At 72.4% G+C, this 12263-nt stretch carries 9 protein-coding genes and 1 rRNA gene; 5 read left to right on the top strand and 5 right to left on the bottom strand.

Annotated features, from left to right (window positions below; all coding sequences use genetic code 11):
* Positions 1–160 precede the first annotated feature (160 nt).
* From ACZ5TL_RS10555 to mtnA, 4 genes are all read right to left on the bottom strand, one after another.
* Positions 161–1993, bottom strand: a complete 1833-nt coding sequence (locus tag ACZ5TL_RS10555) for an LpqB family beta-propeller domain-containing protein (protein WP_468588982.1) — start codon at positions 1991–1993, stop codon at positions 161–163.
* On the bottom strand, positions 1983–4139 hold the full coding sequence (gene mtrB, locus ACZ5TL_RS10560; RefSeq protein ID WP_468588983.1) for an MtrAB system histidine kinase MtrB: 2157 nt from the start codon (positions 4137–4139) through the stop codon (positions 1983–1985). The genes ACZ5TL_RS10555 and mtrB overlap by 11 nt, the downstream gene beginning before the upstream one ends.
* Before the next feature lies 1 nt (position 4140).
* Positions 4141–4830 carry a two-component system response regulator MtrA gene (gene mtrA / locus ACZ5TL_RS10565; protein WP_189397631.1) on the bottom strand — a complete coding sequence of 230 codons (690 nt, stop codon included), beginning with the start codon at positions 4828–4830 and terminating at the stop codon, positions 4141–4143.
* 159 nt (positions 4831–4989) lie between these two features.
* Positions 4990–6135, bottom strand: a complete 1146-nt coding sequence (mtnA, locus tag ACZ5TL_RS10570; protein WP_468588984.1) for an S-methyl-5-thioribose-1-phosphate isomerase — start codon at positions 6133–6135, stop codon at positions 4990–4992.
* A gap of 140 nt (positions 6136–6275) precedes the next feature.
* Here mtnA and ACZ5TL_RS10575 point away from each other — a divergent pair, with 140 nt between their 5' ends.
* From ACZ5TL_RS10575 to ACZ5TL_RS10595, 5 genes are read left to right on the top strand one after another with little or no spacing between them, the layout of a single operon-like run.
* Complete coding sequence (locus tag ACZ5TL_RS10575) at positions 6276–7628, top strand: DUF7847 domain-containing protein (RefSeq protein ID WP_468588985.1); 1353 nt, start codon at positions 6276–6278, stop codon at positions 7626–7628.
* 4 nt (positions 7629–7632) lie between these two features.
* On the top strand, positions 7633–8400 hold the full coding sequence (locus ACZ5TL_RS10580; protein WP_468588986.1) for a DUF4129 domain-containing protein: 768 nt from the start codon (positions 7633–7635) through the stop codon (positions 8398–8400).
* Positions 8397–9593: a DUF4350 domain-containing protein gene (locus ACZ5TL_RS10585; protein ID WP_468588987.1), complete on the top strand. Its 1197-nt coding sequence runs from the start codon at positions 8397–8399 to the stop codon at positions 9591–9593. The genes ACZ5TL_RS10580 and ACZ5TL_RS10585 overlap by 4 nt, the downstream gene beginning before the upstream one ends.
* Positions 9593–10582, top strand: a complete 990-nt coding sequence (locus tag ACZ5TL_RS10590) for an AAA family ATPase (protein WP_468588988.1) — start codon at positions 9593–9595, stop codon at positions 10580–10582. The genes ACZ5TL_RS10585 and ACZ5TL_RS10590 overlap by 1 nt, the downstream gene beginning before the upstream one ends.
* The gene (locus ACZ5TL_RS10595; protein WP_468588990.1) at positions 10582–11892 is read left to right on the top strand and encodes a DUF58 domain-containing protein; all 1311 of its coding nucleotides are present in this window, start codon (positions 10582–10584) and stop codon (positions 11890–11892) included. The genes ACZ5TL_RS10590 and ACZ5TL_RS10595 overlap by 1 nt, the downstream gene beginning before the upstream one ends.
* 87 nt (positions 11893–11979) lie before the next feature.
* On the opposite strand, the gene rrf is transcribed toward ACZ5TL_RS10595, so the two are convergent.
* Positions 11980–12096: ribosomal RNA gene (gene rrf, locus ACZ5TL_RS10600) — 5S ribosomal RNA — on the bottom strand.
* Between the last annotated feature and the right edge of the window lie 167 nt (positions 12097–12263).

Raw genomic sequence — 12263 nt, forward strand, 5'->3', positions numbered from 1 at the left:
CGGGCCCTGCCACCCCCTGTGGAAAACCCCTGTGGGCAACCACGGCCCAGCGCCCCGCCCCACCGCGAACCCACAGCGGCCGCCCCTCCCGAGGCCTCCCTCGGCAGCGGCGGCCGCTCCGACACTCACGCCCGGGGACGCACCGGCCCCGGGGTCAACATCACCCCGGATAGACCGGCGCCGTCCCCTCCGTCACCTTCTGCCACTGCGCGCCCGACGGCAGCCGGACGATGCCGTCCACCGAGTACGCCACCAGCGGCAGCCGGTCGTCCTCGGCGGCGGTGACGTTCTTGACACCGGTCAGGGCCGCGGGCGCCGGGATGTCCGGCGTGGAGCCGTCGACCTGGACGTACCGCATCTGCTCCACGCCGCCGTGCTCGCGTCCGACCACCACGAGCCGGCTGTCTCCGGCCCACGACATCGCGGTGACCTCCTCCAACTCCGGCGTCGCGGAGCGCAGTTCGACCACCCGGACGGCCGGCTTCTCGCCCGGCTTCTCGTCCCGCTCGATCAGCCCGATGAGCAGGGTCTTCTTGCCGCCCTTCTCCACGGCGAGCGCGATCCGCACCCCGTCGGCGGCCACCCGCACGGAGTGAATCCGCCCGTCCATGTGCGGCGTGCGCACCTCCAGCGGATCGCCCTTGCCCTCCTCGAGCAGAAGCAGCCGGGAATTCTCCGGGTCGCGGTCGGCCACCCACAGGCCGTCGTCCGCGTCCCAGCTCGGGGCCGTCAGCCGGTCGGCCTCGCTCCGGCCCCGGCTGCGCAGCACCGGCTCACCCAGCGAACCGCCCGAGACCAGCGACCCCACGTACAGCGACTTGCCGTCGAGGCCGACGCCGGCCGCGGTGTGCTCGTCGCGCGACACCGCCACCGACCGCAGCGCCGTGCCGCCCTCGCCCAGCGCTCCCGGCGCCGGCTCCGGGTCCGGCTTCGTACCGCTGTCCGTGGGCAGGCGCACCAGCCGGCTCTTGCCGTCGACGAAGTACAGGTACTCCGGGGGGTGCGCCGAGCCCCGGAAGGCCGCCGCGTCGGCCGCGTCCTGTGTGAGGGAGCACAGCTCCGTCCCGCCGGCCCGCAGCCCGACCTCCTCCACCACCGGGCTGACGTTCCGCAGCGTGAACAGCAGCTGAGTCGCCATCTCCTGGCACCGGTTGGTACCGATGCCCGCGGCCTTGCCGTTGAGCGGGACCGTCAGCTTGCTCCGGTCGTCGGGCGTCAGCGTGCCGGCGCCCTTCGCCAGCGCTGTACCGGTGGGGAAGCTCGACCTGACGACGGGCCCGAGCCAGCGCGTGGGCCCGGCGAGCAGGGAGCGCACCGTCTGCGTCATGGGATCCACACGCCGCCGCACGTAGACCGGGTCGGCGACCGCGGCGGGCTGTGTGTCCGCCGCGGCGGCCGCGGTGTTCGAAGCGAAGTAGTACTTGTTGACGGACATGTAGTTGCGCTGGAAGTCCGACTCGCCCATGACGACGCCCTGCGGTAGCGCGTCGATCCGCCACTGCCTCTTGTCGTCCTGCGTCAGGTGCACGGTCCCGCCGTAGGCCCCGGCCGCCGGCGAGTACGCCTGCTGCGCGTCCACGGTGGCGACCTTGGTGCCGGTCAGCAGGTACGAGATCTCGCCGGTGTCCTCCCGGCCGCCCGCACCCACGGGCTTGGCCCCGGGCCCGTCCGTGAGCACCGTAGCGGACAGCTCGGGCCGCCACGTCTTCGCCGCCTCACCGGTCAGGTACTGGCGTGCCGTCTTGTAGTGCGGATCATCGCTGGTGAGCGCCTCCAGGAAGCCCTGCACGATCTCCGGGGGCGGCGCGTCCTCACCGGGCGGCACGGCATACACCCGCACCTGGGTCTCCTGGCGCGGTGTGGACTCCACCCCGCGCAGGTGACCGCTGTCCGGCATCGAGGCACACCCCGCCAGGAGCAGGACGCCACCGGTGGCGTACGCCATCACGCGCGGGGGCTTACGCCGGCCGCGCCCCTCGCGGTCAGCGCCCACGAGTTGCCTCCCCTTGCCTGTTCGCATCGCCCGGCTCGGTTTCCCTGCCCGACTCCGCGGATCTGTTGTCCCGCTGCCCGGCCGCGGTGCCCGGCGCACCGTCGCCGGCCCTGCCATCCGCTCCGCCGTCACGAGCCGGCCCGTCCGCTGCCGCCGGGGCGTCCTGCCGCCGCGTGCCCGAGGCGGGCCTGGGCACCACACGCGAGCCATTGCCGGGCAGCGCCGTCGGATCCGCCGCGGCGGCAGACGCCCGCGGCGGTATGGGGTCCCGCATCGGTCCCGGAGGCACCGGCCCCGTCGCAGGCTGCGCCGGCACGGTCGCCCGCTTCTCGCCGTCCCCACCGCCGCACGGCAGCCCGGCGTCGTCGAGCCCCCGGTTGCGCCGTGAGTCCTTGGGCTCCAGCGGTATCGGAGAGCCTCGCAGCGGCTCGTCCGCGGTCCTGGGCAGCGTCAGCCGGAACTGCGAGCCGCCGCCCGGCTCGCCCCACGCCTGCAGCCAGCCGCCGTGCAGCCGGGCGTCCTCCAGGGCGATGGACAGCCCCAGACCCGTACCGCCCGTGGTACGCGCGCGTGCCGGGTCGGCCCGCCAGAAGCGGCTGAACACCCGGGTCCCCTCGCCCGGCTTGAGCCCGACCCCGTAGTCCCGCACCGCGACGGCCACGGCACCGCCGGCCGCGGCGAGCCTGACGACGACGTCGTTGCCCTCGCCGTGCTCGACGGCGTTGACGACGAGGTTGCGCAGCACACGCTCCACGCGCCGGGCGTCTGCCTCGGCGACGACGGGCTGCTGGTCGCCGAGGACACGGATCTGCGTGCCCTTGCGCTCCGCGAGCGGCTCGGCCCCGCTCACCACCCGCCGTACGACGTCCCTGAGGTCTATCGGCTCCGCCTCCAGGGCCGCGGCGCCCGCGTCGAACCGGCTGATCTCCAGCAGGTCCGCGAGCAGCGACTCGAAGCGGTCCAGCTGGTCGGCGAGCAGCTCCGCCGACCGTGCGGTCACCGGGTCGAAGTCCTCCCGCGCCTCGTGGATGACGTCCGCGGCCATCCGTACGGTCGTCAGCGGCGTACGCAGCTCGTGCGACACGTCCGAGACGAACCGGCGCTGCATCCGCGACAGGTCCTCCAGCTGGCTGATCTTCAGCTGGAGGTTCTGCGCCATCTTGTTGAAGGCTTCACCGAGGCGCGCGATGTCGTCCTCACCGGTGACCTTCATACGCTCCTGGAGCCGCCCGGCGGACAACCGCTCGGCGATCCCCGCCGCCATCCGCACCGGCGTGACGATCTGCCGTACGACGAGCCAGGCGATGGCCCCCAGCAGCACGACCACGAACAGCCCGGCCGTCGCGAGGGTGCCCTTGACCAGGCTCAGCGACTTCTCCTCCTGGGTGAGCGGGAAGAGGTAGTAGAGCTGGTACGGGTCACTGTTGGGGTCGTTGACCTGCTTGCCGATGACCAGGCCCGGCTGGGAGGGCTTGGTCTCGTTGTTGTACGTGATGCGGGTGTAGCTCTGTGCGGCCGTCGGACTGCTGCCGATCCGCTCGCGCAGGTCGGCGGGCACGCTCGTGCTCCAGTCGACCTCACCGGAGGCACGCGGTCCGCGACCGCCGGTGCCGTCCGCGTCGGAGGTCGGGAGCGTGACCACTTCGAAGGCACCTTGACCGCCGCTGGAAAGCGAGGAAACGAGGTCGCTCATCCACTGGATGACGTTCTGCGCGGGACGGTCGTCCGCCGTGGCGAGGTCGTCGCCGGTGCCGCTCGCCGCCAGCTCGGCCCGCTGCTTGGCCACCGCGAACCCTCCGGTGGCCTGGCTCTGGGACGCCTTCACCTTGGCGTCCAGCAGGCCGTTGCGCACCTGCCCGATGACGACGAAGCCGAGCAGCAGCACCACGCCCAGCGACATCAGCAGTGTCGTGACGACGACCTTGAGCTGGATGTTGCGCCGCCACAGCCGCATGACGGGCAGCAGCGGCCGGCGCACCCACCGCAGGAACAGGCGGATGACCGGGCTGCCCTGGACTCCGCCCTGGAGCAGCAGCCCGCTCTCCAGGAACCGCCCCCAGCGGGAACCCGCCTTCTTCCGCCCGACAGGCCGCTCCGGGCGGCCCCCGGACCGGCCGGACGCCGAAGCGGCACTGTCACCGGACATGTCAGCTCGGTCCTGCCTTGTATCCGACGCCACGGACGGTCACCACGATCTCCGGCTTCTCCGGGTCCTTCTCGACCTTGGAGCGCAGCCGCTGCACATGCACGTTGACCAGCCGCGTGTCCGCCGCGTGCCGGTAGCCCCACACCTGCTCCAGCAGCACCTCGCGCGTGAACACCTGCCACGGCTTGCGCGCGAGCGCGACCAGCAGGTCGAACTCCAGCGGCGTCAGGGCGATCGACTGCCCCTCCCGCTTCACGGAGTGCCCGGCCACGTCGATGACCAGGTCACCGATGGCGAGCTGCTCGGGCGCGGGCTCCTCCGACCTCCTGAGCCGCGCCCGGATCCGGGCCACCAGCTCCTTCGGCTTGAACGGCTTCACGATGTAGTCGTCGGCGCCGGACTCCAGGCCCACGACGACGTCGACCGTGTCGCTCTTGGCCGTGAGCATCACGATCGGCACCCCGGACTCCGCCCTGATCAGACGGCACACCTCGATGCCGTCCCGGCCGGGCAGCATCAGATCGAGCAGCACCAGATCGGGCTTGGACTCGCGGAAGGCGGCCAGCGCCTTGTCGCCGTCGGCCACGAAAGACGGCTCGAAACCCTCACCACGCAGCACGATGCCGAGCATCTCGGCAAGTGCGGTGTCGTCGTCGACGACAAGGACTCGTCCCTTCATAAACGACATCATCCCATTCTCATAACGGTGGCGAAGGCAGTGGTGAGGTAGCTCACCGGCCAGTGACCATAGTCGCAGCAAGAGTCACTGTCTGCCCTCGTCCGCCCGTTTTTGATCAAGACGACGGACGAGGGACAGGACATGGCCCCGGTCCGGCGGGGCCGCGAAAGCTCAGCCCGCCGCCCGCCGTGACCTCGCACACACTTCGGCAAGCGCCTCAGCCGTCACGGGCGAGACGGCGCCCTCCTCCGTCACGATGGCCGTCACCAGCTCGGGCGGCGTCACGTCGAACGCCGGGTTGTACGCCTGCGTCCCCAGCGGCGCCACCGGAATCCCGCCGCCCGGCTCCGCCCCGACCACGGGCACCTGCGGCGCCACCACCTCCGTCACCTCGTGCCCGGGACGCTGCTCCACCTCGATCGATGCCCCGTCCGCCGTGTCCAGATCCACCGTCGTCACCGGCGCCACTACGATGAACGGCACATGGTGGTAGCGCGCCAGCACCGCCAGCGGATAACTCCCGACCTTGTTCGCCACCGACCCGTCCGCCGTGATGCGGTCCGCCCCGATCAGCACGGCGTCCACCTCACCCGCGGCGAACAGCGACCCCGCCGCGTTGTCGGTGAGCAGCGTGTACGCCATCCCGCTGCGAGCCGCCTCGTACGCCGTCAGGCGCGCCCCCTGCAGCAACGGACGCGTCTCGTCCACCCAGAGCCGCCGCAGCCGGCCCGCCCGGTGCCCCGCCAGCGCCACCGCGAACGCGGTGCCCTCCCCGCCCGACACCAGCGAGCCGGTGTTGCAGTGGGTCAGGATCCGGTGCCCGCCACCGGGCAGCAGCTCGTCCAGCAGGGCCAGACCGTGCTCGGCCATCCGCGCGCTGGCCTCGGCGTCCTCCCGGTGCAGCTGCCGCGCCGCCGCCAGTGCCGCCGCGGCCGCCTGCCTGACGTCACCGCTCTTGGCGAGCGCCGCCTCGTGCGCCGCCTGCGCCCGGCGCACACCCACCGTCAGATTCACCGCGGTCGGCCGGGCACTCGCCAGGGCGGACGCCGCCTCGTCCACGTCGAAGCCGCGTACGGCGGCGAGCGCGACGCCGTACGCCCCCGCGATGCCGAGCAGCGGTGCCCCGCGCACGGCCAGCGAGCGGATCGCCTCCACGAGAGCGGGCGCGTCCGTACAGACCAGTTCGACCTCCTCCGCGGGCAACCTCGTCTGGTCGAGCAGGACCAGAACCGGGCCTTCCGGTGGTTCTTCCCAGCGGATCGCCGGGGTCTCGGTCGGCCGTTTGTCATCGCCGCTGTACGCGTACTGATCAGCCATGCGGTCAGTCTGCCCCCTATCGAGCGGACAATTGAAGGTACGCAGCCCATACCGCGGCCGGTCACTCCAAGACCACCCCATGGCACGATGGCTGCCAACCTGCCGCCGCGACCGCGGACGGGCACCGTGAAGGAGCGACGATGAACGACACTCCGGGCTGGGCCTCGCCCGGATCCGCCCCGTCCGACGGGCAGAAGCCGGACGCGTCCGGCCCTGCCGAGCCCGCCGACCGCCCCGGTCCCGCACAGCCCGCGGACCAGCCGGGACAGCAGGGCCAGCCCCCGCAGGGCACCGGCCCGCAATGGTCCAAGGAACAGCCGCCACCGGCCCAGTGGTCCGCGCCCAGCGGCCCGGCCGCCCCCGGCCAAACTCCCCCGCCCCCTCCGCCCGGCTCGGGCTGGGGCACCCGGCCCCCCGGCGGACACGGCACCGGCGGCCCTGCGGCCCCCGGCGGCTACGGAGCCCCCGGCGGCTGGGGAAGCGGCTGGGGCGGCCCCCCGCCCGCCGCCAAGCCCGGCGTGATCCCGCTCCGCCCGCTCGGCGTGGGCGAGGTCCTCGACGGCGCCGTCTCCACCATGCGCACCTACTGGCGCACGGTCCTGGGCATCTCCCTGACCGTCGCGGTCCTCACCCAGGTCATCGTCGTCCTGTTCCAGGGCCTCGTCCTGGACGACTCCAGCACCGACGCCCTCAACGACCCGAGCGCCACCCTCAGCGAGCTGAGCCGCGCCCTGGGCGACGCCATGCTCAACTCCACCGTCATCTTCGTGATCTCCGTGGTCGGCACCGTCATCGCCACCGCCCTGCTCACGACCGTCACCAGCCGCGCCGTGCTCGGCACGTCGGTCACCATCGGCGAGGCATGGCGCGACGCCCGCCCTCAGGTCGTCAAACTGTTCGGCCTCATCTGCCTGTTGCTGCTCATCACCGTCGGCATCGTCACCGTGGGCGCCCTGCCCGGCATCCTCGTCTCCGTCGCCGGCAGCACCGGAGCAGGCGTCGCCCTCACCGTCCTGGGCATCATCGGCGCCGGCATCGTCGCCCTCTGGCTGATGATCCGCTTCTCCCTGGCCTCGCCCGCCCTCATGCTGGAGAAGCAGGGCATCAAGAAGGCCATGAGCCGCTCCGCGAAGCTGGTCCAGGGCACCTGGTGGCGGATCTTCGGCATCCAGCTGCTCGCCACGATCATCGCGAACGTCGTCGCCTCGATCATCGTCATCCCCTTCACCTTCCTCGCCGGGGCTCTCAGCGGCGACGGCATCACCGGCTGGCTCAACTCCGGTGTCGGCAGCCTCGGCTGGACATTCCTCGTCGTCAGTGGCATCGGCTCGGTGATCGGCTCCATGATCACGTTCCCGATCACGGCGGGCGTCACCGTGCTCCTCTACATCGACCAGCGCATCCGCCGCGAGGCCCTCGACCTCGAACTGGCCCGCGCCGCCGGCCTCCAGGGCTACGGCCCCGCCGCCCCCGGCACCACCCCGGGGAGCTGATGCGGTGAGCTCGGCGGGGGAACTTCTCACCACGGCGCTGCCACGCACCGCCCTGCGGACGCTGCTGCGCGCCGGCGACACCTCTGTGCTGTCGCCGGCCCGCTCCGCCGACGAACCGCCCGTCACCATCCCGCGCGACCCCGCGCGCGAGGCAGCCCGGCGCGAGCTGTCCAAGCGGATGTACCACGAGAACGACCCCAGCCTGTTCCAGCGCGCCCTCGACGCGTTCTGGGACTGGCTCGGAAAACTGCTCAACGCCGCCTCGACCGCCACCCCCGGCGGCACACTCGGCCTGGTCGTCATCATCCTGGCCGTCGTCGCGGTCCTGGCCGCCCTGTGGTGGCGCCTGGGCACCCCCCGCCGCCAGCCCACCTCGTCCGCCGCTCTGTTCGACGACCGCCCCCGCGGCGCCGCCGACCACCGCGCCGCCGCCGAGGCACACGCCGCCCAGGGCCACTGGAACCAGGCCGTCCAGGAACGCATGCGCGCCCTTGTCCGCGCCTTGGAGGAACGCGCCCTCCTGGACGCCCGCCCCGGCCGCACCGCCGACGAGGCCGCCGCCGAGGCCGGCCACGCCCTGCCCGCCCACACCGGCCGGCTGCGCACCGCCGCCCGCGACTTCGACGACGTCACATACGGCGGCCGCTCGGCGACCGAGCAGGCGTACCACCGCCTCGCCGAACTCGACCGCGACCTGGAACGCACCAAACCCCAGCTCGCGACCAGCAGCGCCGACGCGGCCGCCACCACCCGCCAGGGAGCCGCCGAATGACCACCGAGGCCACGCTCCCGTCCACCTCGGCCTCCCCCACCGCACGCCAGGTCTGGACCCGGGCGCGCGGAATCGCGCTGGCCCTGGTGGTGCTCCTGGTGGGAGCCATCGCCATCGCCGTGATCCGCTCCGACGCGCGGCACGGTGAACTCGACCCGCGCTCCGCCGACCCCAACGGCAGCCGCGCCGTCGCAGAACTCCTCGCCGACCGAGGGGTGGACACCCGCGTCGTCACCACCCTGGACGAGGCAGCCGCCGCGACCGGGCCCGACACGACTCTCCTGGTCGCCGTCCCCGACCTGCTGACCCGCGATCAGCAATCCCGGCTCCACGGCGCGTTCGCCGACTCCGGCGGCCGCACCGTCCTGGTCGCCTCCGGCAGCGCCTCCGTCGAACGGCTCGCCCCCGGCGTCACCGCCGACCCCGCCACCAGCCTCGACTCGACGCTCCCCCCCGACTGCGCCCTGCCCGCCGCACAACGCGCCGGCACCGCCGACACGGGCGGCGTCCGCTACACCACCACCCACCTCGACGCCGACACGTGCTACACCAGCGAGCGCCTGGCCACCCTGCTGCGCATCCCGGCCGAGACCGGGGACGGCGACACCGTCGTCCTCGGATCGCCCGACATCCTCCTCAACCACCGCCTCGACGAGCAGGGCAACGCCTCGCTCGCCCTCCAGCTCCTCGGCTCCCGCCCCCATCTGGTCTGGTACCTCCCCTCGCTCTCCGACACGTCGGCCACCGGCAGCGACGACGAACGCAGCCTCTTCGACCTACTCCCCTCGGGCTGGCTCTGGGGCACCCTGCAGCTCTTCATCGCCGCAGCCCTGGCCGCCCTGTGGCGGGCACGCCGGCTCGGCCCCCTCGTACCCGAGAAACTCCCCGTCGCGATCCGCGCCTCCGAGACCGCCGAAGGCCGCGCCCGCCTCTACCGCAAGGCCGACGCCCGCGACCGCGCAGCCGGCGCTCTTCGCTCCACCACACGCACCCGCCTCGCCCCCCTCACCGGCGTCCCCGTCACCCAGGCGCACACGCCCGAGGCTCTGCTCCCCGCCCTGTCCACCCACCTCCACGGCGACGGACAGGACCTGCACGCCCTCCTCTTCGGACCACCGCCCAGCGACGACGCTGCACTCATCGCACTCGCCGACCGACTCGACGCCCTCGAAAGAGAGGTACGCCGTCCATGATGGACCCGACCACTGACAACGCCGGGCAGACCGGGGACCAGGGCACCGCCCGAGCCGCCCTGGAGACCCTGCGCGCCGAGATCGCCAAGGCCGTGGTCGGCCAGGACCCGGCCGTGACCGGCCTCGTCGTCGCCCTGCTCTGCCGCGGCCACGTCCTCCTCGAAGGCGTCCCCGGCGTCGCCAAGACCCTCCTGGTCCGCGCCCTCGCCGCCGCCCTCGAACTCGACACCAAGCGCGTCCAGTTCACCCCCGACCTCATGCCGAGCGACGTCACCGGCTCCCTGGTCTACGACACCCGCAGCGCCGAGTTCTCCTTCCAGCCCGGCCCCGTCTTCACCAACCTCCTCCTCGCCGACGAGATCAACCGCACGCCCCCCAAGACCCAGTCGTCCCTCCTGGAAGCCATGGAGGAACGCCAGGTCACCGTCGACGGCACCCCCCGCCCCCTCCCCGACCCGTTCCTGGTCGCCGCGACCCAGAACCCGGTCGAGTACGAGGGCACCTACCCCCTTCCGGAAGCCCAGCTGGACCGCTTCCTCCTCAAACTCACCATCCCCCTGCCCTCCCGCCAGGACGAGATCGACGTCCTGACCCGCCACGCCGAAGGCTTCAACCCACGCGACCTCCACGCCGCCGGCGTACGCCCCGTAGCGGGCCCGGCCGACCTGGAGGCAGCCCGCACCGCCGTCGCCAAGACGACCATCTCCCCGGAGATCACCGCCTACGTCGTCGACATCTGCCGCGCCACCCGCGAGTCGCCGTCCCTCACCTTGGGCGTCTCCCCCCGAGGGGCCACGGCCCTCCTGGCCACCGCCCGCGCCTGGGCCTGGCTGACCGGCCGCGACTACGTCATCCCCGACGACGTGAAGGCCCTCGCCCTCCCGACCCTGCGCCACCGCGTCCAACTCCGCCCGGAGGCCGAGATGGAAGGCGTCACCGCCGACTCCGTCATCAACGCGATCCTCGCCCACGTCCCCGTCCCCCGCTGATGGCACTCACCGGACGCGCCGCCCTCCTCGCGGCCCTGGGTTCCCTCCCCGTCGGCATCTGGGAGCCCAGCTGGACGGGCATCCTGGCGGTCAACGCGCCCCTGGCCGTGGCCTGCGCCTGCGACTTCGCCCTGGCCGCCCCCGTGCGCCACCTGGGCCTGACCCGCTCCGGCGACACCTCCGTGCGCCTGGGCGACACAGCGGACGTCACCCTCACGATCACCAACCCGGCCCGTCGCCCCCTCCGCGCCCGGCTCCGCGACGCCTGGCCCCCGAGTAGCTGGCAGCAGGGCACGGAAACAACAGCCTCCCGCCATCTCCTCACGGTCCCCCCGGGCGAACGCCGCCGCGTCACGACCCGCCTGCGCCCCACCCGCCGAGGCGACCGCCAGGCCGACCGCGTCACCATCCGCTCGTACGGCCCCCTCGGCCTCTTCGCCCGCCAGGGCACCCACAAGGCCCCGTGGACGGTACGTGTCCTGCCCCCCTTCACCAGCCGCAAGCACCTGCCGTCCAAACTGGCCCGCCTCCGCGAACTGGACGGCCGCACCAGCGTCCTCACCCGCGGCGAGGGCACCGAGTTCGACAGCCTGCGCGAGTACGTCCCCGGCGACGACACCCGCTCCATCGACTGGCGCGCCACAGCCCGCCAGACCGCTGTCGCCGTACGCACCTGGCGCCCCGAGCGCGACCGCCACATTCTCCTGGTGCTCGACACCGGCCGAACCTCCGCAGGCCGCGTGGGCGACGTCCCCCGCCTCGACGCCTCCATGGACGCGGCCCTGCTCCTGGCGGCACTCGCGTCCCGCGCCGGCGACCGCGTCGACCTTCTCGCCTACGACCGCAAGGTTCGCGCCCTCGTCCAGGGCCGCACGGCAGGCGACGTCCTCCCGTCCCTGGTCAACGCGATGGCCACGCTGGAACCGGAGCTCGTCGAGACAGACGCCAGAGGCCTCGCGGCCACCGCACTCCGTACGTCCCCCCGCCGCTCCCTGCTCGTTCTGCTCACCAGCCTGGACGCAGCCCCCATCGAAGAGGGCCTGCTCCCGGTCCTCGGGCAGCTCACGCAGCGCCACACAGTCCTGGTGGCCTCGGTGGCGGACCCGCACACCTCGGAGATGGCGAAGGCACGCGGAAACGTCGATGCCGTCTACGAGGCCGCAGCAGCAGCCCAGGCCCAGTCCGAACGCCACCGCACCGCCGAACAACTCCGCCGGCACGGCGTCACCGTCGTGGACGCCACACCGGAAGATCTCGCTCCGGCACTGGCAGACGCGTACTTGGCACTGAAGGCGGCAGGACGTCTCTGACCAAATCCGGGATTCAAGGGCCCGGAAAGGGGCCCTTGAACGCAGAAAACCCCCGCATCCGAAGATGCGGGGGCTTTCCCAAAAATTGTTCGGCGGCGTCCTACTCTCCCACAGGGTCCCCCCTGCAGTACCATCGGCGCTGTAAGGCTTAGCTTCCGGGTTCGGAATGTAACCGGGCGTTTCCCCTACGCTATAACCACCGAAACACTATGAAACTCTCAAACTGCCGCACCATACCGTAACCCTTGGTATGGGGCTGTTCGTGGTTTCAGAACCAACACAGTGGACGCGAGCAACTGAGGACAAGCCCTCGGCCTATTAGTACCGGTCAACTCCACACGTTACCGTGCTTCCATATCCGGCCTATCAAC

The sequence above is a fragment of the Streptomyces sp. NPDC033136 genome, assembly GCF_055578235.1.